This is a genomic window from Mycobacterium sp. (assembly GCF_032159565.1).
Lineage (GTDB): Bacteria > Actinomycetota > Actinomycetes > Mycobacteriales > Mycobacteriaceae > Mycobacterium.
In genome coordinates, this window is the sequence record NZ_JAVHWR010000146.1 from 1 (window position 1) to 22,661 (window position 22,661).

Consider the following 22,661-nt stretch of genomic DNA (forward strand, 5'->3'; position numbering starts at 1 on the left):
AACGCCGAATCGGCCAAGCTCCACATCGCCCTGCAAAGGATCGCGGAAACCATGCAGACCAACGAACGAGCGCTGCGCGAGGCGGCCGAGAGCCATTCACACCAAATCGGCGCCGTCGGCACCACCATCTGAGGAGGCTGAGCATGGAACCGGTTCTCTCGTACAACTTCGACGAGATCGAGTACACCGTTCGACAGGAGATCCACAACACTTCGGCGCGACTCAACGCGGCGCTCGATGACCTGCGGGCGCAGATCGCACCGCTGCAGCAGATTTGGACCCGCGAGGCGGCGGAGGCGTATCGGCTCGAGCAAGCCAAATGGGACCAGGCGGCGGGTGCGCTGAACGAGATTCTGTTCAGCCTGGGCAATGCGGTGCGCGACGGCGCGGACGACGTAGCGACCACCGACCGCAATGCGGCGGGCGCCTGGGGAGCCTGACGCAGTCACAGACCACTGTGCGGTCCTGTCGGGAGGGGAGCCCGCGGGACCGCACAGTCATACCAATGGACCGGCATCGGCGTCGCCATACCTGAGCGCTTGGTGCTCGCTGGGCTGTAGCCTCCAGCTAACTCACACGGCCGGGGGCCAGCGGAATGGACGAGCGCACGTACCAGGTAGCAGCAGCGCTGCTCGCCGGCCTTTGCAGCCCGTCGCTGACGGTAATGGGGTATTTGACCCCGACGGCGGCGGCGGACACCACGCTCAGCCTTTATGAACACGACACCGAGCAGCACATGGTCGATCACGGATCGCCCGGACCCGGTCCTGGCGACCAGTTCATCTTCGCCGGCGACGTATTCGATCGTCCCGGCGGCTTCTTCCTCGGGCGGGCCAACGGAATTTGTACAACACTCACCGGGGACGACAAGGGCGGCCAGACGACATGCAGCGTGACGTTCAATCTCGATGGCGGTCAGGTCGCGGCTGAGGGCATGCTTGACAGCACAGCCCTGTTCGTCAGTGGCAACCCGAATCCCTTGTTCATCACGGGCGGCACCGGGATCTACCGCAATGCCAGGGGCGACGGAACCATCCAGGTTCCTGTCGATGTTCCCGACCAGACCGATGCGAATTTCGTGCTCGATATCGTCACCCCTTGACTGTGGCTGTTTGACTGCCGTCCATTTCTGCACGAGGGTCGTTATCCGCTGATCGCTGACAGCCCTGATGTAGAAATCGGCGAGCCGGTGCTCGATGGGTCCGTCGACGGCGTTTTGACCTGCGGCGACGGCCGCCGGTATGCTGCTCGGTTGGCGTGCGGTACGCCTTCGGGCACGCCGGTCTCGGGTCAATGTCGGTCGCCGAGACCACTCCGCCCGCAAACGCCTGACCGGCACCCGGGTCGCACCGGGAATCATCCGAGAGAGATAAGGAAAGCGCTGTGCCTACGTACACGCCGAAGGCGGGTGACACCACGCGCACGTGGTACGTCATCGACGCCACCGACGTGGTGCTCGGCCGGCTCGCTGTCGCAGCAGCCAATCTGCTGCGAGGCAAGCACAAGCCGACATTCACGCCGAATGTCGACGGTGGCGACTTCGTCATCGTCATCAACGCAGACAAGGTCGCCATCGGTGGCGACAAACTGCAGAAGAAGTTCACCTATCGTCACTCGGGTTTCCCGGGTGGTCTCCATCGCCGTTCGCTCGGCGACGAAATGCAGCGCCATCCCGACCGCGTGGTCGAGAAGGCCATCGTCGGCATGCTCCCGCACAACAAGCTCAGCCGTCAGATCCAGAAGAAGCTGAAGGTCTATGCAGGGGCGGAGCATCCGCACACCGCGCAGAAACCGGAGCCGTACGAGATCAAGCAGGTGAGCCAGTGACCGAGCCAACCGACACCACCGAGGCCACGGAGACCCCGGAAGTCGAGCCCACCGAGGCCGTCGCGACCGAAACCGTGACCGAGACCGAGACGGCGGCCCCCGAGGCGCGCCAGCCCCGGGAACCGGTGATCATCGACCGTGCCATCCAGACCGTCGGCCGCCGCAAGGAGGCCGTGGTCCGCGTGCGTCTGGTGCCCGGCACCGGCCAGTTCCACCTGGACGGCCGCACGCTCGAGGCGTACTTCCCGAACAAGGTGCACCAGCAGCTCATCAAGGCTCCGCTGGTGACCGTGGACCGGGTCGACAGCTTCGACATCTACGCCCACCTCGATGGCGGTGGCCCGTCCGGTCAGGCAGGCGCCCTGCGCCTGGCGATCTCCCGTGCCCTGATCGTGGTTCAGCCCGAGGACCGGCCCGCGCTGAAGAAGGCCGGCTTCCTGACCCGCGACCCGCGGGCCATCGAGCGCAAGAAGTACGGCCTCAAGAAGGCCCGTAAGGCGCCTCAGTACTCCAAGCGCTGATCTGCTTCACCTCGGTGTGCATCAGCGGCCGAGGAAGTTGCCGAGAATCTGGCCCGCGGCCGAACCGGCGCTGCCGGACTGCTGGCCGCCACCGGTGCCGCTGACCAACGAGCGCGGCACCTCCTCGGACGGCTGCACGACGACGAAGCCCTGACCGGAGAACGACATCGTGAAGGCCTCGCCGGTGCTGCGCCCGATCAGCGTGCCCAGCCCGAACTGATCCGCGCGGTGGAAACCCGTCTGCAACGACGCCGACCAGCACACCGCGGCCTGCGGGTCGGCATAGGTCGGCTGGTCGACCTGCAGGACCACCGGGGTGCCCTTGGTGGTGACCGCGATCCGGCCCTGACCCGAGAACACGCAGTTGAACAGGCCCGCGTTCGACAGCATGCCCGCGCCCTGCACGCGGCGGATGTCGTAGGACAGCGTCGGCTCGAACGCCAGCACGTTCTTGCCGTTGATGGTCAGGCCGTCGTGCGGACCCTCGAGGTCCAGAAGGTGGATGTCGGACGCGAGGTCCGCGAGGAACATGTCGCCGGCGCCGGTGCACCTCATCAGTGGCACGCCTTCACCGGTCACATGCTGCTTGACGAATTGGCCGACACCGCTGGCGCCGAGCCCCTGGAATTGGATGTTGCCCTGGTAGGCCACCATGGCGCCCTGCCGCACCATCATCTCGCCGTTGAGCGCGACCTTGAGCATCTTGCCGTTCTGCAGCTTCATACCCGGTTGTTGGGTCTGGGTCTCGGCATTCTGCGGGGAGAACAGGTCGCTGCGCATAAGGGATCCTTTCGACGCAGGCGACGTTATCGACTGATCTCCGCCAGAAAAATAGGGTGTTTCCCTATCTCGGTCGCGTACCGATTCCGCGGCGGCACGACTTCTGACGTGGGCAGTTGTGTCTGACCGCGCCATTTATGAGAAATTTGTCCGATGGGTCGACTGTTCGGCACCGACGGCGTCCGCGGAGTCGCCAATCGCGATCTGACCGCTGAGCTGGCACTTGGGCTGGGCTCGGCGGCCGCGCGTCGGCTTGGGAACTCCTCGCAGGCCCGCCGCCGCGTCGCTGTGGTGGGCCGCGATCCGCGGGCCAGCGGCGAAATGCTCGAGGCCGCGGTCATCGCCGGACTCACCAGCGAGGGTGTCGACGCGCTGCGGGTCGGTGTGCTGCCGACGCCGGCCGTGGCCTATCTGACCAATGCCTACGACGCCGAATTCGGCGTGATGATCTCGGCGTCGCACAACCCGATGCCCGACAACGGCATCAAGATCTTCGGCGCGGGCGGGCACAAGCTCGACGACGCCACCGAGGACCAGATTGAGGCGCTTGTCGGCGATGAGCCGCTTGCGCGAAGAGCATCAAGCACAGCCGGACCTGGCGAGCGGCCGGTTGGTGCTGCCATCGGCAGGGTCGTCGACGCCGCCGACGCCCTTGACCGGTACCTGCGCCACGCGGCCAAGGCCCTCACCACCCGGCTGGACGAGCTGACCGTCGTCGTCGACTGCGCCCACGGCGCCGCTTCGGCCGCCGCGCCACGCGCGTACAGGGCCGCAGGCGCCAACGTCATCGCCATCAACGCCGAGCCCAACGGGCTGAACATCAACGACGGCTGCGGATCCACCCACATGGGGACGCTGCAGCAGGCCGTCGTGGCCTACGGCGCCGACCTCGGCCTGGCCCACGACGGCGACGCCGACCGCTGCCTTGCCGTCGACGGCGACGGCGAGATCGTCGACGGCGACGCCATCATGGTGATCCTGGCGCTGGCGATGCGCGAGGCCGGCGAGTTGGCGTCCAACACCCTGGTCGCCACCGTGATGAGCAACCTCGGGCTGCATCTGGCGATGCGCACGGCGGGCATCGAGGTTCGCACCACCGGCGTCGGCGACCGCTACGTCGTGGAGGAACTGCGCGCAGGCGAGTACTCGCTCGGCGGCGAACAGTCCGGCCACATCGTGATGCCTGCGCTGGGCCCGACCGGCGACGGCATCGTCACCGGGCTGCGGCTGATGTCCCGGATCGCGCAGACGCGCACGCCGCTTGCGGCGCTGGCGTCGACGATGCGACAGCTGCCCCAGGTGCTGATCAATGTCGAGGTAGACGACAAGGCAACCGTCGCCGACGCGCCTTCGGTCCGCTCAGCCGTTGCCGAGGCCGAGGCCGAGTTGGGTGACACCGGCCGAATCCTGTTGCGGCCCTCCGGAACCGAACAGATGGTACGGGTGATGGTCGAAGCGGCCGACGAGGACACCGCACGCCAGCTGGCCATCCGCGTCGCCGAATCGGTGAGCGAGCAGCGCTGAGGGATCGCGTGGAACCCGCAGGGTTCTGCCGACGTCGTAGCCAGTGTGGGAGAACCTGACATCGCCCGTGTCGACGTTGCGGCGGTGCTCGGCGCTGCGGGCCAGTACGACGCGGCGGCCGACATCCTCGACACCGCCATACGGACACATCTGACCGGTCTCCGGTTCGACGGTGCCGTCGCGGGACGCATACACACCGCTCAGGGCGAGACGCTACGACTGGCCATCGACGACGTGGCGCAACGACTGCGGCAATGGGCGCGCGCCGCCACCGAGATCGCCGCCGAACTGCGATCGTGCGCCGACCGCTACGTCGAGGTCGACGCACGCGGCGCCCGGCGGATCGGCTGAGCCATGGCCGAACCGCTCGACGTCCCCGCCCGGCTGGCCGAGGGGCGCCCCGCAGTCGACAACATCGGCGAGTACGTGTGGGCATGCCATCTGCTCGGCTACCAGAACCCGGACCTCACCCTGCACACCGCGCAGGTTCGGGACTGGTACGGCAGCGAAGACGGCCTGGACTTGCGAGCGCTGGACGCGGATCGAGCGGCGTTGGATGCGGTCGCGGCGGCGGCCGACAGCGCCCGTCAACTGCAGGAGCAGCAAGTCGGCGCATTGGCCGGTGCATGGCAGGGCCGCGGTGGCGACGCTTCGCGCGAGTTCCTTCTCCGGCACGGTGCAGCATCCGCGGCCGCGGCATCGGCCGTGCGGGATGCGGTCGACGCACTGGCCGTACTTCGCGACGATCTCTGGCATGCGGTCGACGACAAGGTCGCGGGCGCCGTGACGATAGACGACCGCCGTCAGGCGCAGCGTGCCGAGTGGCTGACCGCCACGCGAACGGTGACCACTGGAGCGGGGGACCGCGCGGCGGCGAGCGAGCTGATCGATCAGCAGGTGAAGCCGTTCGTGGACAACGATATTCGAGCGGATTGGTTGCCGGCGATGCAGCGCGCGATGGCCGCCGTCTCCGCGGCGTTCGACGCCGCGACCAGCGCCCTGGCTGGTGATCTGACTTCGCCGTTCGAGGTACCGGGTGATCTTGGGCCGACGTCGGTGCCGCCTCCGCCGAGCAGTGCATCACCGGCCCACCTGGCGGGCACGGAGCCGGCTGCCTGGTCCAGCCCTGCTCCGGCGGCGGCACCGGCGGTGGGTCCGTCGTCGGCCCCCATAGCGCCCGTGCCCGCCGCGCCCGTGGCCGCCGCGCCCGATCTCCCCGCGGCGGCCCTTCCCGCGGCCGCGGCGCCTGCGACCGGCCCCGCATCAGCGACCCCGGCGATGCCAACCATGCCGTCACTCGGTGAGCTCGGTGGCGGATTGCCCGGCGCCGCAGGCGGACTCGCAGGCATTGGCTCGCAGCTCGCCGACGCCATCGGCGGCCTGCTCGACCAACCCGACGATGCGCTGCCCGATCCGTCGGAAGTGAGCGACGATGCCGTGGACGAGGACGAGCCGGCGCCCGATGAGAATGAGCCCGCGGACGACGAGGAGGACGAGCAAACAGAAGGCGGGCCCGACGTGGAGACGGCCGAACTCGCAGAAGAAGGTGATCCGACGGCCGAACCCGTCGACGCCTGCGCGGACGACGAGCCCGTCGACGAAGCGCCACAAGCCGACCCGGTCCCGACGCCGCCACCCGCGCCGATGCCGCCGCCACCGGAACCGGTCGCCGAATCGCCGCCGGACGCCGCGTCGGTCGGGGCCGGAACGCCGTGTGAGATCGCCGCCGACGAACTGCCGCAGGCGGGGCCGTGACGAGGCGACTACTCGACTAGTGCGTTACCCGTGGGTAGCACCGACTTCCGTGCCTACGCTCCAATCCGACGCGAAATCCGCGCCTGCCGATGCGAAGCGCTGGAGGACACATGCCACCGGTGATCAACCTTCCGACGCCTGACTTCACCTTCGATCCGACCGCACCGGGCGCGTGTGTCGCCGGCGTGCGCCCATACCGCAGCGGCTCGTACAAGCTCGGACACGAGATGGCCGGCGAAAAAATCCTGATACACAACTACGGCCACGGCGGCGCGGGGATCACCTTGAGTTGGGGCTGCGCTCAGCAGGTTAGCGACATGGTCGCAGGCCGCATCGCCACGTCGCACGACACCGCCGCTGCAGTGCTGGGCGCTGGTGTCATGGGCCTGACCACAGCGACGCTGCTGACCGATCTCGGGCTCACTGTCACGATCTACGCCGACCGGCAACCGATCGACACCACGTCACACAAGGCAGGCGGGCAGTGGGCGGTCTCGGTCGTCGAATACAACGAGCCACAGGAATTGAAGAAGATTCTCACGGACTCCTATACGCGGTTCAAGACCGAGCTCGGTTCGGGCTTCGGCGTCTACGAACGCCCCAATTACACACACGAGCGGACCAAGAACTTCGATATCGTGCTGCAGTTGTGTCCAGGCCTGATCCCGGAGCCAATTCCGCTGGCACGTCTGCCATTCCAGGGCCACACGATCCCTGGCTACGAATACCACACCCTATTGATCGAGCCACCGGTTTTCCTGGCACGGCTCGAGAGTGATCTGCGCGACCGCGGGGTCACTTTCGTCGACCGACACTTCCTCGACCGCGGCGACGTGCTCATGACACTGACGCAGAACATCATCGTCAACTGCACGGGCATGGGCGCCAAGAAGTTGCTGAACGACGCTGCGATGCAGCCGATCAAGGGTCAACTGGCCATGCTGCCCGCGCAACACAACCTGGAGTACCTCTACAGCGGTGACGGATACCTGTTCCCGCGGTGCGACCGCGTGGTCGTCGGCGGAACTTACGAACCCGACCCTCCCGACGAGACGCCCGCGCCAAGCGTGTGCAAAGACGTTGTGAAATACATGGCATCGCACTTCGGCGTGGTGCCTGCCGAGCCGATGCCCCAGATCCATATCAACCACCCCGACCACGCCGCAATTTACGATCCGGTGCTCCCCGATGACGCGGCGCAGCCGAGCCTGAACGCGTGAATGGCAGGGAGCGCAACATGGCAATCCCGGTCGTCGACTACGTGCTGACGAGGCTGAAAGAACAAGGCGTCAGCCACCTCTTCGGGGTGCCCGCGCTGTACTGCGCGGCACTGTTCGATGCGGCGCCCGCTCACGGCATCACCCCGGTGGTGACCGCGAGTGATCTGGAAGCGGGTTACGCCGCAGACGGATACGCGCGGACCAAAGGACTGGCCGCGGTGTCGGTCGCCAACGGTGTCGGCACGTTGAGCCTCATCAATGCTGTTGCCGTGGCCTATGTCGAGCGCAGTCCGGTGGTGGTCATCAATGGTGGACCGACCGCGGGCCATCTCGCCGATCTGGCTGAGCGCGACGTCCTCTATTCCCACTCGACGGGTCGCGCAAATGCCGAACTCGACGCCTTCGCCCTCGTCACCGCCAAATCGGTGCGTGCCGCCACGAAGGAAACGGTGCCCACCGTCGTCGACGGTGCGATCACTGCGGCGCTGACGTCGAAGCGCCCCGTCTATCTGGAAATCGCGATGGATCTGTGGCGACAGCCATGCGATAGCCCCGGCCCACCGCTGACATCGAACGTGCAGGCTGCCGGCACCGAAACCGCGCTTGCGGCAACGATTGTGGGTTTGATTCGCGGCGCGCAGAAGCCAGTCGTTCTGATCGGCATCGAGGTTGCGCGCTACGGCCTCGCCGATGCGGTTGCAGACCTGATCGCCAAACTCGGTGTGCGGTGGGGCAGCGACATGCTGTCGAAATCGACGCTCGCCGAACAGGGTGCGGGATGGATCGGTGTCTACGACCCGCCGTATGTGCCGCAGGCCATTTCTACTGAAGTCGAATCGACCGATCTGTTGGTGACCCTTGGCTGCGTGTACCCCAACAGGTTTGCGAGCCTGATCACTCAGAAGTTCAACAGCATGGTCGCCGTGTACGACGGCAAAGTGCGGGTCAACAATCAGCCCAAGCAGAGTGCCGAGATCCGGGCGCTGGTGGCTGCGATGCAGACCGTGGCCGCCGAGCAACCGCCTGCGAATGTGCCCGCTGGTGTAGTGCCGGCGGTTCCTCCCGCTGCCGCAGGCACGTTGACCTACAAGCAGGTCTTCCAATGCGTGGGCAACGCTTTGGACGAGACGCTGATCACCATTCCGGATACGTTTCTCGGAACCTACTCCGCGGCGAACCTGCCCGTGAAGGGCAAGGACGCATTCCTGTGCGACGCGGTGTGGGCATCGATCGGCCATTCGGTCGCCGCTGCAGTGGGCGCATCGTTCGGTTCGACCAGGCGTCCGCTCGTCATCTGTGGCGACGGAGGATTCCAGATGACCGCTCAGGCGCTGTCGACGATGGCGCGGTACGGGCGCAGTCCCATCGTCGTGCTGATCGCCAACGGCATCTACGGCTTCGAGCAGTTTCTGTTGGACCGCACCTACTTCAACATCAACAGCAACACACCGGCCCGTCCCTACGCGGTCATCGGCCAATGGGATCTCGTCAAGCTCGCCAACAGCATGGGTGTGAATAGCGCAATAGCCGTCGACACGGCCGCGGCGCTCGACTCGGAACTGGCAGCCGCCATGGCGAACCCGGGCCTGAGCCTGATCGTCGCGCAGGTTGCCCCACGCGGGCTGCCCACCGAAATGGAGTGAGTTATCCGAGCAGCTCCCGGAGTTCCTCGACGTAGCGCACCGACTCGCGACGGTCGCCGGTCAGCGGATGCACCAGCAGCGTCGTCACTCCGGCTTCCGCATAGGCGGCGAGACGTTCCTTGACGAAACCCTTTGGCCCGATGAGCGATACATGTCGTACCAGATCGTCGGGCACGGCATCGATCGCCTCGGTCTTGCGGCCGGACAGGTAGAGGTCCTGGATGCGATCGGCCACCTCGCCGAATCCGTACCGCGTCGCGAGGTTGTGGTAGAAGTTCTTGCCGCGAGCGCCCATGCCGCCGATGTACAGCGCCAGTTGCGGTTTCGCCCACGCCAGCCGGTCCTCGACGTCTTCACCGATGGCCAAGGTGGCGCTGACCATGATGTCGAGCTGTCCGAGCTGCGGGTCGCGTTTGGCCATACCTGCGCGCAACGAGTCACCCCAGGCGCGGTCGGCCTTCTCCGGATAGAAGAACACCGGCTGCCAGCCTTCGGCGATCTCCGCGGTCATCTCCACGTTCTTGGGGCCGAGCGCGGCGATCGTGATTGGAATACGTTCGCGCACAGGATGATTGATCAGGTGTAACGGCTTGCTCAGCCCGGTGCCCCGGTCGTGGGGCAGTGGTATCTGGTAGTGCTTGCCGTCGAACTCGACGTTCTCGCGACGCCACACCTGCCTGCAGATCTCGACGACCTCGCGGGTGCGGCCGAGCGGGGCGTCGAACGGGACGCCGTGAAAACCCTCCATCACCTGGGGCCCTGACGTGCCGATGCCCAACCGGAACCGGCCGTCGGACACGTAGTCAAGGCCCGCGGCCGTCATCGCCAGCAGCGACGGGGTGCGGACGTAGATCGGGACGACTCCGGAGCCCAGCTCGATCCGCGATGTCTTCGCCGCCAGGAAACCCAGCTGGCTGATCGCGTCGAACGAGTACGCCTCGGCCACCAGCGCGATGTCCACGCCGACCTTCTCCAGCTCGACGACCTCGTCGACGGCTTCCAGGAAGCCGCCTGCGTAGTTCAGAAAGATTCCCGTCCGCATGGAGGGCACTGTAGACCCAGACGGGTCATACGCCCGACCGGTTGGTCGGCCACTCAGGGCTTCAACAGCGCGACGACCTTGTTCTCCAGGTCAACGGGGTCGTCGGCGAACGGATCCATGGTCGTCGCCTTGGGGAGGGCCGACTCGGGGTCGGCGAAGTCGCGGTAGGTCTTGTCACCGGCAAGTACGTGCAACAGATAGCCGGTCATCAGCGCCCGCACCATCTTCTGCGTGCCGCGGTCGGCGCCGGGCAGACCGACAACTCGAGCCAGCCTTCGCCCCTCGATCAACCCGCCTGCCTTGGCTTTCGGCATCGCCCGCAGCGTCGCCGCATCCCAGACCCGCGCCAGCTCGACCGCGTTGGATCGCAGCGACATCGGATCACCCGGATCGGTGAGTATCAGGCCGGGCACCTTGAGCGTCGCGGCGGCCTCCTCGGCGCGCGGCGTGGTGACGGTCGGAAAGGCCGCCACGACGGCCTTGGGCTTCGCCGGCATACCGGCGGCGGCGAACACCGCCGTCGACGCGCCGAAACCGTGGCCGACGAGGCCCAGCTTGGTTGGGTGCACGCTGATCTTCCCCTCGCCCAACCGCACGCCGGCGATGATGTCCAGCGTGGTGCCGAGGTCGAACGCCAGGTTCAGCGGCGACGGCGCGATGCCCTTCTCCGTGTCGGGTGCCGCCGCGACGATGCCCCACGAGGCGAGGTGCTCGAGCGTGCCCTCATAGCGCTCCACACCGGTCAGCCATTCGTGGCCGAAGGCGATACCGGGAAGGTTGTAGCCCGACTCCGGGGTGTAGACCACGCCGGGCAGGCCGGCGAACGACAGATCGCCACGCAGCACGCGGTGCGGACCGCGGCGTCTCAAAGCGGCGAAAAGCTTCTTGGTGGCGGCCACTTGACGACCGTAACCCACCAGCGAGATGGCGGCGTTGGCGACTTCTGGGGTCTGGCCGGATCACTACTTGTCTTTCCTCCGACCGCTACCTGGTTTTGCCGCGAAGCCTTCGTTGCGAGCTGGTTGCTCAATACGTTGTCCACTCGGAGACTTTCCTGCGGGGGTCGTACGGCCAGGGCAGCGCTCCCGGTGGCACAAATGGCGGTGGTGCAAACGGCGGTGCAGGCGGCACGCCCTACCTGTTTGGGCCGGCGCTAGGGTCCTTCCTGTGAGATTGCGGTGGCCCGTCGCGATGGTCCTCTCGCGATGGGGGCGGTGGCGTCGCTCGTCGGCGACCACAGTCACGTCGCCACCGGTACCACCGAATATCTGTCCGACGGGGTGCCGTTCGTGTGGAGCAGCGCGCTGTGGTTCCCGATCATGGTCGGTCTCGCGACCGTTTCGATTGCCGAGCTGCGGCTGCACATGCCTGACCTGCGCTCGTCGGTCACCGTGCGGCAGGGGATCGCAGGCGTCGCCGCGGTCATCGGCATCTATGTCACCACCGCGCTGGTGCACACCGCCCCGGCAATACCGGCGAACGCGCTCATCTACTCGCTTGCGGCCATCACCTGGTGCGCGCTTGGCGATCGGTGGGGCGCGCTCTATGGTGTGCTTGCCGCGGCCGTCGGGCCCGCCGTCGAGGCCATTGTCGCTGCGGCGGGCCTTGCCCGCTACGCGGAGGACTCCGATGCGCTGATCGGGGTGGCCCCGTGGTTGCCCGCGCTGTATTTCGCGTTCGGTGTGGTCGTGGCACTTCTGGCCGAAATCGGCCTGCGCCGGGATACATAACCTCGTCACAGCGTCTACACATACGGCGCGGCGTAGCGTCGAAGTCAGACATCAGGGGACGGGTCAGGGTGTCCTGGAACGACATTCGTCGTGCAGTGAACGAGGTAATTCGGGAGTTCACATGAGGAATTTGAGGTTTATCGCAGCGGGGCTCGGCATCGCAGGGGCACTCAGCTTCGCGGCTGTAGGAATCGGTGCGGGCATTGCGAACGCGGCGCCGCCGGTACAGGCCGGCTTCGCGCAGTGGGGTGGTCCCGGCTGGGGCCCAGGACCGGGTCCCTGGCGGCCGGGACCGCCACCACCACCTGCATGGGGTGGCGGCTACAACTACGGCTACGACAACTATGGCGGCTACAACAACTACGGCCCGCCGCCTCCGCCGTGCATCAGCGGCCCGCTGGGCTTCCTGCAGGTGTGCCCTTGAGGGGCCCATCCGGTACTCGATATTCGCTCAACTTGCACCACTAGGGATAAGTTGCACTAAGCGGCAACTTATCTGCTGAGGTGACGTTAGCTGGATAGTCGTCTACGCTTGGTACCTATGTGTGGAATCGTCGGCTACGTCGGGACGCGGGACGCTCGCGGAGTCGTTGTCGACGCGCTGCGCCGGATGGAGTACCGCGGCTACGACTCCTCCGGTGTCGCCCTGCTTGACGGGGCAGGCGGCCTGACAGTCCGGCGGCGCGCCGGTCGCCTGGCCAACCTCGAGGCGGCGCTGGCCGAGACGGATTCCGCGAGCCTCGCGGGTAGCACCGGCCTCGGCCACACCCGCTGGGCCACCCACGGCAGGCCGACCGACCGCAACGCCCACCCGCACCGCGATGCGTCGGGCAAGTTCGCAGTCGTCCACAACGGGATCATCGAGAACTATGCCGAGCTGCGCGCTGAACTCGAGGCCACCGGCGTCGAGTTCACCAGCGACACCGACACCGAGGTCGCCGTCCACCTTGTCTCCTGGCAGTACCACCACGGGCCGACGGCAGGGGATTTCGTCGGCTCTGTGATGGCGGTGCTGCCGCGGCTGGAGGGCCACTTCACGCTGGTGTTCGCCAACGCCGACGAGCCGGGCACGATCGTCGCCGCACGTCGCTCGACCCCGTTGGTCGTCGGTGTCGGCGACGGTGAGATGTTTCTCGGCTCCGATGTCGCCGCGTTCATTGAACACACCCGCGACGCCGTCGAACTGGGCCAGGACCAGGCCGTCGTGATCACCGCGGACGGCTACCGAATCACCGACTTCGATGGCAACGACGACGCCGCAAACGCGCGTGAGTTCCATATCGACTGGGACCTGTCGGCCGCCGAGAAGGGCGGCTACGACTACTTCATGCTCAAGGAGATCGCCGAGCAGCCCGCCGCCGTCTCCGACACCCTGTTGGGGCATTTCGTCGACGGCCGCATCGTGCTCGACGAGCAGCGCCTCTCCGACCAGGAGCTGCGCGAGATCGACAAGGTCTTCATCGTCGCCTGCGGCACCGCATACCACTCCGGCCTGCTGGCCAAGTACGCGATCGAGCACTGGACGCGGCTGCCCGTCGAGGTCGAGCTGGCCAGCGAGTTCCGTTACCGCGATCCCGTGCTGGACCGCAGCACGCTGGTGATCGCCATCTCGCAGTCCGGCGAGACCGCCGACACTCTCGAAGCGGTTCGGCACGCCAAGGAGCAAAAGGCCAAGGTGCTGGCGATATGCAACACCAACGGCAGTCAGATCCCGCGTGAATGCGACGCGGTGCTCTACACCCGCGCGGGACCCGAGATCGGTGTCGCGTCGACCAAGACATTCCTGGCGCAGATCGCCGCCAACTACCTCGTCGGCCTCGCGCTGGCCCAGGCCCGCGGCACGAAGTACCCAGACGAGGTCGAGCGCGAGTACCGCGAACTGGAGGCGATGCCCGAGCTGGTGAAGCGGGTGCTTTCGACCCTTGAACCCGTCTCCGCGCTGGCGCAGCGGTTCGCGACCTCGCAGACCGTCCTGTTCCTCGGCCGCCATGTGGGCTACCCGGTGGCCCTCGAGGGGGCGCTGAAGCTCAAAGAGCTTGCCTACATGCACGCCGAGGGATTTGCGGCCGGCGAGCTCAAACACGGCCCGATCGCGCTGATCGAGGACGGCCTACCGGTAATCGTCGTAATGCCGTCGCCGAAGAACTCGGCGATGCTGCACGCCAAGCTGTTGTCGAACATCCGCGAGGTCCAGGCACGCGGCGCGCTGACCATCGTGATCGCCGAGGAGGGCGACGACACGGTTCGGCCGTACGCCGACCACCTGGTCGAAATCCCCGCAGTGTCAACGCTTCTCCAGCCACTCCTGTCTACGATCCCGTTGCAGGTGTTCGCCGCCGGGGTGGCGCAGGCCCGCGGCTACGATGTGGACAAGCCGCGCAACCTGGCCAAATCGGTCACCGTCGAGTAGCGAATGGAGGCTCTGACGATGAGCACGATATCCAACGAATCTTCTGGTGCTTCCAGTCCGTCGGAAGGCGCTTCCGATGCATTCCTGGACTTCATCGAGGAGCGCTACAGCCAATGGGAGCGTGAGTTCGCCGAAGAGGTGCATGTGAGACGCACGACGACGTCCAATCCCAAGCGTTAGAAGCCGCTGCTGTACGGCTAGTCGGCGGGCAGACAGGCCGGCTGCACTCACGGTCGAGCCGGCGCGTTTGCTGTTGCCTATCACTCCGCCCGAGATTGAGCGGAAACGGTGGGAGCGCGTCCGACCTATTCGGGCTGGCTGCCGCGTGCGTCGAGCCTGCGCAGCACGCGGTCGGCGATGGTCGGGTCGGTTCCGGACTGGGTGCGGCTGCGCACCACCGCGTTCCTGGCGGCCGCCAACATCTCGTCCTTCACCGCATTGACCGTGACCGCATCCCCGGCGCGGTCCGACGCGCGCCGCGCACCGCCGTCGCTGCCCTTCGGCGCGTAGCCAAGCGAATGCCACATCCGGTCGGCGTTGTCCCTCGCCTGTTCGATGACGTCGCTGTCGGCGTCTGCCTGTTCGCGGAGTTCGTCGAGTCGGTCAAAACCCGCGTCCCTCGCCCGTCGGATCAATTCCTGCTCCGCCCGGTGCCGTTCCTCATCGGACCCACTCACATCGAGGCGCCGCACAAGCCACGGCAGCGTCAGACCCTGCAGGAGCAGCGTGACGGTGATGACGACGAACGCGATGAAGATCAGCCGGTCGCGCTCCGGAAAATTCTGCGGCAGGGCCAGTGCGGCCACCAGCGTGACGACGCCGCGCATCCCTGCCCACGACGCGACGGTCATCTCACGCCAGCCGACAGGTTCGGCGAGATCCTTGTTGCGGCGGCGGCGAATCTTCTCGTCGATGGTGGCGGCCGGAAAGATCCACAGGAAACGGACGGCGATCACCACGGCCGTCACGATCGCGGCCTGGCCGATCATGGTGTCCAATTGTCCGTCCGCCTCGTCGGCCACCGCGCGCAGTTCGAGGCCGACGAACGCGAAGGCCGCACCGGTCACCAGCAGTTCGATGATCTCCCACGTCGTACCCGCTACCAGCCGGGTCTGCGAGGACTCGGCGTCGCCATACCGGTCCAATGCCAGGGCGACGGTGACGACCGCGAGCACACCACTGCCGTGAGCGGCGTCGGCGGCAGCGTAGGCGGCGAACGGTATGAGCAGGATCAGCGCGCTACCCGCGGGGTGAGCGGGCAGCTTCTTCAACAGGAGCCGACCGATGACGGCGATGATGATTCCCACTCCGACGCCGACTACGACCGCGATTCCCAGCGCCGATGCACCGCGCCACGGCGAGAACGTACCCGTCAGGGTCGCTGCCACCGCCACTTCGTAGAGCACGAGCGCAGTCGCGTCGTTGGAGAGCCCTTCCCCCTCCAAGATCGTCCGCAACCGGTGCGGAAGCCCCAGCTTGCGGGCGACTGCGGTGGCGGCAACGGGGTCGGGCGGCGCGACCGCCGCACCGAGAGCGAGCCCGGCGATCAGCGGCAGGCCCGGCATCAGCGCCTGCAGGGTCATCCCCACCGCGAATGCCGTCACCACCACCAACGCGACTGCCAGCAGAGCGATCGGCCTGCGGTTATCCAGGAACTCGCGCCACGAAGTCCGGCGGGCGGCGGCGAACAGCAGCGGCGGCAGAACCAGCGGGAGCAGCAGTTCGGGATTGACGGCCGGCAGCGGCAAACCGGGAACGAACGCAAGCATCAGGCCGAAGACCAACAGCAGAACGGGATAGGGGATCGAGACGCGCTCAGCAACCGGCGCGAGCACCACCGTCGCCGCCATCAGCACCAGAAGCAGTGTCAAGGAAGCCAAGCGGCAACTCTCCCATTCTCCCCGGCGTGTGTGAACTGCCTGGGTGGATTCCCGTTATCGCCGGTCTGAATCCGACCGGGATATAACGTTGCAGTGATCCGCGTCGCAGCGCGGCCGGCAAACCGACGGGACGGGAGCTGATGCGGTACTACTACTCCGCTGATGCGATCCGCGAAGCCGAAGCACCGCTGCTGGCATCGCTACCCGACGGCGCCCTGATGCGGCGGGCTGCCAACGGACTGGCGACCGCGATCGCTCGCGAGCTCGTGGTGCGCACCGGCGGCATCGCGGGCCGTTCAGTCTGTGCCGTGGTCGGCTCCGGCGACAACGGCGGTGACGCGCTGTGGGCGGCGGCGCTCCTGCGCCGCCGCGGAGTGTCGGCCGCGGCCGTCCTGCTCAATCCCGAACGCACCCACCAGAAAGCGTTGAGGGCGTTCCGGAAGGCAGGCGGCCGAGTGGTTCAAACCGTTTCGGCGACAACCGATTTGGTTATCGACGGCGTCGTCGGTATCTCCGGATCCGGACCGCTGCGACCGGCCGCCGCAGAGGTTTTCGCCGCGGTCGACGAGGCAGGGATCCCCGTGGTTGCCGTCGACGTTCCGAGCGGCGTCGACGTGAACACCGGCGCGGTCAGCGGCCCCGCCGTACGCCCCGCGTTGACCGTCACCTTCGGCGGCCTGAAACCCGTTCACGCGCTGGGTGAATGCGGCAGGGTTGAACTAGTGGACATCGGCCTCGACCTGCCTGCGTCCGACGTCATGAGTTTCGACGCGGCCGACGTCGCGACCCGGTGGCCAATGCCGGGGCCGAAGGACGACAAGTACACCCAGGGCGTCACCGGCATCCTGGCCGGCTCGTCGACGTACCCGGGCGCGGCCGTGCTGTGCACCGGCGCCGCGGTGGCCGCCACCTCCGGTATGGTCCGCTACGCGGGAAGTGCTGCACAGCAGGTGCTTTCGCATTGGCCCGAGGTCATCGCGTCGCCGAGCCCGGCCGCTGCGGGCCGGGTACAGGCGTGGGCCGTCGGTCCGGGTCTCGGCGTCGACGACGTCGGGGCGTCGGCGCTGTGGTTCGCCCTCGACACCGACCTGTCCGTCATCGTCGACGCCGACGGGCTGACCATCCTCGCCGCGCATCCCGACCTGATCGTCAACCGCAAAGCGCCGACGGTGCTGACCCCGCATGCGGGCGAGTTCGCGCGGCTGGCTTCCGGAGCCGGGCTGCCGGCGACATCGGATCAAGCGGCGCCAGGCGACGACCGCATCGCGGCCACCCGCAGGCTCGCCGACCAGTTCGGCGCCACCGTGCTACTGAAGGGCAACGTCACCGTCATCGCCGAACCCGGGGGGCCGGTGTACCTCAACCCGGCAGGCCAGTCCTGGGCGGCCACCGCCGGATCGGGCGATGTGCTGTCCGGCATCATCGGCGCGCTGCTCGCCGCGGGACTGCGCCCCGGAGAAGCGGCGGCGGCCGCCGCGTTCGTGCATGCGCGCGCGGCCAACCTGTCCGCCGCGAACCCCGGCCCGCGGCCCGCCCCGACGTCGGCGTCGGGCATCCTCACCCACGTCCGTACCGCAATCGCGCGTCTCTAGCAGTCACCGAAAGGACTCTGCATGGCCCCCAGGCACACCCAAAGCCCAGTGATCGCACCGGCATACACCGGGCGGATGTCGATGGCGCCCATCCCGTCGCTACGGATGCCCGACGAATCGATGAATCCCGATGCCGCATACCGGTTCATCCACGACGAGCTGATGCTCGACGGCAGCTCCCGGCTGAACCTCGCGACGTTCGTGACGACGTGGATGGACCCGCAGGCCGAGAAGCTGATGGCGGAGACGTTCGACAAGAACATGATCGACAAGGACGAGTATCCCGCCACCGCCGCGATCGAATCCCGCTGTGTGTCGATGGTGGCTGACCTGTTCCACGCCGAGGGGCTGCGCGACGACGACCCGTCAAGTGCGACAGGAGTTTCCACGGTCGGCTCCAGCGAGGCCGTCATGCTCGCCGGTCTCGCCTTGAGCTGGCGGTGGCGCGAACGCGTCGGCAACGGAAAAGACGGCTGGCGCTCGCGTCGACCCAACCTGGTGATGGGGTCCAACGTGCAGGTGGTGTGGGAGAAGTTCTGCCGGTACTTCGACGTCGAGCCGCGGTACCTGCCGATGGAGAAGGGCCGCTACGTCATCACGCCCGAGCAGGTACTGGAGAACATCGACGAGGACACCATCGGCGTGGTCGCGATCCTGGGCACCACCTTCACCGGCGAGCTCGAACCGATCGGCGAGATCTGCGAGGCACTGGACAACCTGGCGGCCGGCGGCGGGCTGGACGTCCCTGTGCACGTCGACGCGGCGAGCGGCGGCTTCGTCGTGCCGTTCCTTCATCCCGACATGGTCTGGGACTTCCGGCTTCCGCGAGTGGTGTCGATCAATGTCAGCGGCCACAAATACGGCCTGACGTACCCCGGCATCGGGTTCGTGGTGTGGCGCAGTCCCGAGCATCTGCCGGAGGACCTGGTTTTCCGGGTGAACTACCTCGGCGGCGACATGCCGACGTTCACGCTCAACTTCTCCCGGCCCGGCAATCAGGTGGTCGGCCAGTACTACAACTTCCTGCGGCTCGGGCGGGAGGGCTACTCGCAGGTGATGGAGTGCCTGTCGCAGACCGCACGGTGGCTGGGTGACCAACTGCGCGAAAGCGAGCACTTCGAGTTGATCTCCGACGGCTCCGCGATCCCGGTGGTCAGCTTCCGGCTCAAGGGCGATCCCGGCTACACGGAGTTCGACGTCTCAGAGGCACTGCGGTCATTCGGCTGGCAGGTGCCCGCCTACACGATGCCGGAGAACGCCACCGACATCGCCGTGCTGCGCGTCGTCGTGCGCGAAGGTTTCTCGATGAATTTGGCCCGAGCACTGCGCGACGATGCCGTCACCGCGCTGAAACACCTCGACGAGCTCAAGCCGGACGGTCATTTCAACGAGCTGCAGCCCTTCGCGCACTGACGGTGAATCCGTGAAAGACGCTGACGCGGCATTCGACGTCGAAGCCTTGCGGGATAGATACGCCCGCGAGCGCGACCGACGACTGCGGCCCGACGGAATCGCGCAGTACGTCGAGATCGCGGGGCCCTTCGCCGGATTCGCCGAAGATCCCTGGAGCGACCCGCATTTCACTCGTGTTCCGTTGCAGGATGACGTCGACGTCGCGATCGTCGGCGCCGGGTTCGGGGGGCTGCTGATCGGGGCGAGGCTGCGCGCGCTCGGAGTGCAGAACATCCGGATCATCGACAAGGCCGCCGACGTGGGCGGCACCTGGTACTGGAACCGGTACCCCGGCATCGCGTGTGACGTCGAGTCTTACGTCTACATGCCGCTGCTGGAGGAGCTCGGTTACCTACCGACCGAGAAATACGCCAAGGGCGACGAGATCCTCGCGCACTGCAGGCGCATCGCCGAACACTACGACCTCTACCGTGATGCCTGCCTGCAAACGGAGGTCACCGAAATCCGCTGGGACGGTCGGCTTTCCCGCTGGATCATCGCCACCAACCACGGTGACGCGATTCAGGCGCGGTTCGTCGCGATGGCCAACGGTTACCTGCAGAAACCGAAACTTCCCGGCATCGAGGGGATCACGGACTTTCGCGGGCACGCATTCCATACCAGCCGCTGGGACTACGGCTACACCGGCCACAATCTGGCCAAGTTGGCCGACAAGCGGGTAGGAATCATCGGCACCGGGGCGACCGCGATTCAATGCGTACCGCACCTCGGCAGGACGGTAGGGCACCTGTTCGTCTTTCAACGCACACCGTCGACGGTGGATGTGCGCGGCAACCAGCAGACCGACCCGGAATGGTCGGCGGAACTGAAGAACGGCTGGCAGCGTCACCGGATCGAGAACTTCCAGCTGCTCACCGCGGGCGGCGAGGCCGATGAGGACCTGGTCGACGACGCTTGGACAAGCATCGTCAAAAAGCTGTTCGTGATGCGCCAGCGCAGCGTCGCGGGCATGTCGGACGAGGACCGTTTGCGCGCAGTCGAAATGGCCGACTTCACCAAAATGGAGGAGATCCGCGCGCGCGTCGACTCGGTCGTGGCCGACCGTGCCACGGCCGAGGGCCTCAAGCCGTGGTACGGCTACTTCTGCAAGCGGCCGTGCTTCCACGACGAGTACCTGCAGACGTTCAACCGCGACAACGTCACGCTCGTCGATACCCGGGGCCTCGGCGTCCAGCGCATCACGGCAGGCGGTGTCGTGGTCGGCGGCACCGAACACGTCGTCGACTGCCTGATCTTCGCGACCGGATTCGAGGTCGGCACAGACTACTCGCGGCGCACCGGGTTCGAACTCGTCGGACGCGACGGACTGGCGCTGACCGACAAATGGCGAGACGGCGTCCGCACATTGCACGGCCTCAGCGTTCGCGGCTTCCCGAACTGTTTCGTGCTCAGCATCGCCCAGTCGGGTTTCACCGTGAACTTCCCCTATCTCCTCGATGTCCAGGCCACCCATACCGCCTGGATGATCGCCTGGGCACTGCGCAATGGGGTCGACAGACTCGAGGCCTCCGCCGAGGCCGAGTCGGCATGGGTGGGCTCCGTCGTCGAGCGGTCGTCGGCGAGCCTGGCAAGGGCCAAGGCGTGCACCCCGGGCTACTACAACCGGGAGGGCCAGGCGAACGCGAAGACGCGTCAGGGCAGCTTCTTTTTCGGCAGCCCGACCGAATATGCCGACATCCTCGCCGCATCGCGGGCGAACGGGTCACCGGAGGGGTTCGAGTTTTCGTGACGCGCCGCTATCTCGTCGGGCGGCTGTCGGCGCTCTCGCGTCGTCGCCGGTCGCCGCGAGTGGTCGTCATCGGGGCCGGCTTCGGCGGGCTCGCGGCAGCGGTCGCGTTGCGCCGCAAGGGCATCGACGACCTGACGATCATCGAACGCGCCGACGGCGTCGGCGGGACCTGGCGGCGAAACGTTTACCCGGGCGCGGCGTGCGACATCCAGAGCCATCTGTATTCGCTGTCGTTCGCGCCGAACCGGGCGTGGACCCGTACGTATGCGTATCAACCGGAGATCCTCGCGTACCTGGAATCGGTCGCCGACGAGTTCGACCTGCGCAGGCATCTGGTGCTGGACACCGAGGTTCGCACCATGCGGTGGGACGCCGACGCGTCGCACTGGGACGTGGAGTTGGCCGGCGGCCACACCGTCGTCGCAGACGTCGTCGTCAGCGCAGTCGGGCTGTTCGGTTCCGTCCGGTACCCCGATATCGACGGGGTCGCCGGCTTCTCCGGCACCCTGATGCACACCGCGCAATGGGATCCGACCGTCGACCTGACCGGCAAGCGGGTGGCGGTGATCGGAACGGGTGCCAGCGGGGTGCAGGTCGTGCCCGAACTCGCAGAGGTCGCAGGCCGATTGACCGTCTTCCAGCGCACACCGCCGTGGATGGTGCCGAAGGAGGACCGGCCCTACAGTGCCGAGGAGTTGTCGCGGTACCGCCGGCTGCCCTGGGCTTCATGGCGCGAACGGTGGCGGTTGTGGAAGCTGCAGCACGACAACACCGCGTTGACGCCGGGCCATCCTCGGCTGGGGGCCGTTCAGGAACTGTCCGAACGGTTCCTGCACAAGCACGTCAACGACGAGATGCTGCGCGATGCGCTGACGCCGCGCTACCCGTTCCGGTGCAAGCGAGTTCTGCTCGGGGAGAAGTACTACACCGCATTGCAGCGCGAGCACGTCGCTCTCGTCACCGACCCGATCAGCCGCATCACCGAGACCGGGATCCTCACCGCAGGCGGAACGGCCGTCGACGCCGACGCCATCGTGCTGGCGACGGGCTTCGAAACCAGCAGTTACCTATCGGGAATCGACGTGATCGGCGTCGGCGGCGAACGCCTGCATGCGCGTTGGGGTCTCGACCCCCAGGCCTATCTGGGTGTAGCCGTGAGCGGCTTCCCGAACTTCTTCATGCTGTACGGCCCGAACACCAACCAGGGGGCCAACTCGATCATCTACATCCTGGAGGCAGGCGCGCGGTTCGCCGCCAGTGCGGTCGGTCGCCTTGCACGCCGCGGCGGGTTCGTCGACGTCGACCCCGGCGTCGAGCGCCGGTTCAACGATCGGATCTCCGCGGATCTCGAGCAGACGATCTGGACGCGTTGCGACAGTTACTACCGCTCGCCCTCCGGCCGGATCGTCACGCAATGGCCCCGTTCGGAGCTCGATTACGCGAGGGCGACATGGCGGCTGCGGTCACGGGACTGGGTGCACGGCGGGCTCGAGTAGGCCATCCGTTAGCTGCGTGCGATACACGCTGGTGGGAGC

20 protein-coding genes and 1 pseudogene are annotated in these 22,661 nt (G+C 66.9%); 17 read left to right on the forward strand and 4 right to left on the reverse strand.

Features of this window, described 5'->3' with window-relative positions; genetic code table 11:
- Positions 1-137: 137 nt before the first annotated feature.
- From QOC76_RS19885 to rpsI, 4 genes are all read left to right on the forward strand, one after another.
- The gene (locus QOC76_RS19885; protein ID WP_526359586.1) at positions 138-440 is read left to right on the forward strand and encodes a WXG100 family type VII secretion target; all 303 of its coding nucleotides are present in this window, start codon (positions 138-140) and stop codon (positions 438-440) included.
- 155 nt (positions 441-595) lie between these two features.
- Complete coding sequence (locus QOC76_RS19890; protein ID WP_526359540.1) at positions 596-1,102, forward strand: allene oxide cyclase barrel-like domain-containing protein; 507 nt, start codon at positions 596-598, stop codon at positions 1,100-1,102.
- A 281-nt stretch (positions 1,103-1,383) separates the two neighbouring features.
- Entirely contained in the window at positions 1,384-1,827 is a 444-nt protein-coding gene (rplM, locus tag QOC76_RS19895) for a 50S ribosomal protein L13 (RefSeq protein WP_526359542.1), read from the forward strand.
- A gap of 74 nt (positions 1,828-1,901) precedes the next feature.
- Positions 1,902-2,348, forward strand: a complete 447-nt coding sequence (gene rpsI, locus QOC76_RS19900) for a 30S ribosomal protein S9 (RefSeq protein WP_526359588.1) — start codon at positions 1,902-1,904, stop codon at positions 2,346-2,348.
- Positions 2,349-2,369: 21 nt separating this feature from the next.
- Here the strand turns inward: rpsI and QOC76_RS19905 are convergent.
- Positions 2,370-3,137 (reverse strand): annotated as a pseudogene (locus tag QOC76_RS19905) (AIM24 family protein); the annotation flags it as partial.
- A gap of 144 nt (positions 3,138-3,281) precedes the next feature.
- Here QOC76_RS19905 and glmM point away from each other — a divergent pair.
- From glmM to QOC76_RS19930, 5 genes are all read left to right on the forward strand, one after another.
- Entirely contained in the window at positions 3,282-4,652 is a 1,371-nt protein-coding gene (gene glmM / locus QOC76_RS19910) for a phosphoglucosamine mutase (protein WP_526359544.1), read from the forward strand.
- A 45-nt stretch (positions 4,653-4,697) separates the two neighbouring features.
- The gene (locus QOC76_RS19915; protein WP_526359546.1) at positions 4,698-5,003 is read left to right on the forward strand and encodes a DUF7162 family protein; all 306 of its coding nucleotides are present in this window, start codon (positions 4,698-4,700) and stop codon (positions 5,001-5,003) included.
- Positions 5,004-5,006: 3 nt separating this feature from the next.
- Positions 5,007-6,407, forward strand: a complete 1,401-nt coding sequence (locus QOC76_RS19920; protein WP_526359548.1) for a hypothetical protein — start codon at positions 5,007-5,009, stop codon at positions 6,405-6,407.
- A gap of 110 nt (positions 6,408-6,517) precedes the next feature.
- Entirely contained in the window at positions 6,518-7,627 is a 1,110-nt protein-coding gene (locus QOC76_RS19925) for an FAD-dependent oxidoreductase (RefSeq protein WP_526359550.1), read from the forward strand.
- A 17-nt stretch (positions 7,628-7,644) separates the two neighbouring features.
- On the forward strand, positions 7,645-9,270 hold the full coding sequence (locus QOC76_RS19930) for a thiamine pyrophosphate-dependent enzyme (RefSeq protein WP_526359552.1): 1,626 nt from the start codon (positions 7,645-7,647) through the stop codon (positions 9,268-9,270).
- 1 nt (position 9,271) lies between these two features.
- Here the strand turns inward: QOC76_RS19930 and QOC76_RS19935 are convergent, their stop codons facing one another.
- Positions 9,272-10,312 carry an LLM class F420-dependent oxidoreductase gene (locus QOC76_RS19935; RefSeq protein ID WP_526359554.1) on the reverse strand — a complete coding sequence of 347 codons (1,041 nt, stop codon included), beginning with the start codon at positions 10,310-10,312 and terminating at the stop codon, positions 9,272-9,274.
- A 53-nt stretch (positions 10,313-10,365) separates the two neighbouring features.
- On the reverse strand, positions 10,366-11,211 hold the full coding sequence (locus QOC76_RS19940) for a dienelactone hydrolase family protein (RefSeq protein ID WP_526359556.1): 846 nt from the start codon (positions 11,209-11,211) through the stop codon (positions 10,366-10,368).
- A gap of 279 nt (positions 11,212-11,490) precedes the next feature.
- On the opposite strand from QOC76_RS19940, the gene QOC76_RS19945 reads away from it, so the two are divergent.
- From QOC76_RS19945 to QOC76_RS19960, 4 genes are all read left to right on the forward strand, one after another.
- Complete coding sequence (locus QOC76_RS19945) at positions 11,491-12,042, forward strand: hypothetical protein (RefSeq protein ID WP_526359558.1); 552 nt, start codon at positions 11,491-11,493, stop codon at positions 12,040-12,042.
- Positions 12,043-12,163: 121 nt separating this feature from the next.
- A complete protein-coding gene (locus tag QOC76_RS19950) occupies positions 12,164-12,466 on the forward strand; it encodes a hypothetical protein (RefSeq protein WP_526359560.1) in 303 nt (100 codons plus the stop codon).
- Between the two features lie 117 nt (positions 12,467-12,583).
- Positions 12,584-14,452 (forward strand): glutamine--fructose-6-phosphate transaminase (isomerizing), encoded by a 1,869-nt coding sequence (glmS, locus tag QOC76_RS19955; protein WP_526359562.1) that lies wholly within the window; start codon positions 12,584-12,586, stop codon positions 14,450-14,452.
- An 18-nt stretch (positions 14,453-14,470) separates the two neighbouring features.
- Positions 14,471-14,632, forward strand: a complete 162-nt coding sequence (locus QOC76_RS19960) for a hypothetical protein (RefSeq protein ID WP_526359564.1) — start codon at positions 14,471-14,473, stop codon at positions 14,630-14,632.
- 125 nt (positions 14,633-14,757) lie between these two features.
- Here the strand turns inward: QOC76_RS19960 and QOC76_RS19965 are convergent, their stop codons facing one another.
- A complete protein-coding gene (locus tag QOC76_RS19965) occupies positions 14,758-16,332 on the reverse strand; it encodes a Na+/H+ antiporter (protein WP_526359566.1) in 1,575 nt (524 codons plus the stop codon).
- 140 nt (positions 16,333-16,472) lie between these two features.
- Here QOC76_RS19965 and QOC76_RS19970 point away from each other — a divergent pair, with 140 nt between their 5' ends.
- Genes QOC76_RS19970 through QOC76_RS19985 form a run of 4 tightly spaced genes read left to right on the forward strand, consistent with a single transcriptional unit; the run spans position 16,473 to position 22,622 of the window.
- Positions 16,473-17,924: an NAD(P)H-hydrate dehydratase gene (locus QOC76_RS19970; protein WP_526359568.1), complete on the forward strand. Its 1,452-nt coding sequence runs from the start codon at positions 16,473-16,475 to the stop codon at positions 17,922-17,924.
- Between the two features lie 21 nt (positions 17,925-17,945).
- Positions 17,946-19,337, forward strand: a complete 1,392-nt coding sequence (gene gad, locus QOC76_RS19975) for a glutamate decarboxylase (RefSeq protein WP_526359570.1) — start codon at positions 17,946-17,948, stop codon at positions 19,335-19,337.
- Between the two features lie 10 nt (positions 19,338-19,347).
- Positions 19,348-21,126 (forward strand): flavin-containing monooxygenase, encoded by a 1,779-nt coding sequence (locus tag QOC76_RS19980; protein WP_526359572.1) that lies wholly within the window; start codon positions 19,348-19,350, stop codon positions 21,124-21,126.
- On the forward strand, positions 21,123-22,622 hold the full coding sequence (locus tag QOC76_RS19985) for a flavin-containing monooxygenase (RefSeq protein WP_526359574.1): 1,500 nt from the start codon (positions 21,123-21,125) through the stop codon (positions 22,620-22,622). Before QOC76_RS19980 ends, QOC76_RS19985 begins: the two co-directional genes overlap by 4 nt.
- The last annotated feature ends 39 nt before the right edge of the window (positions 22,623-22,661 follow it).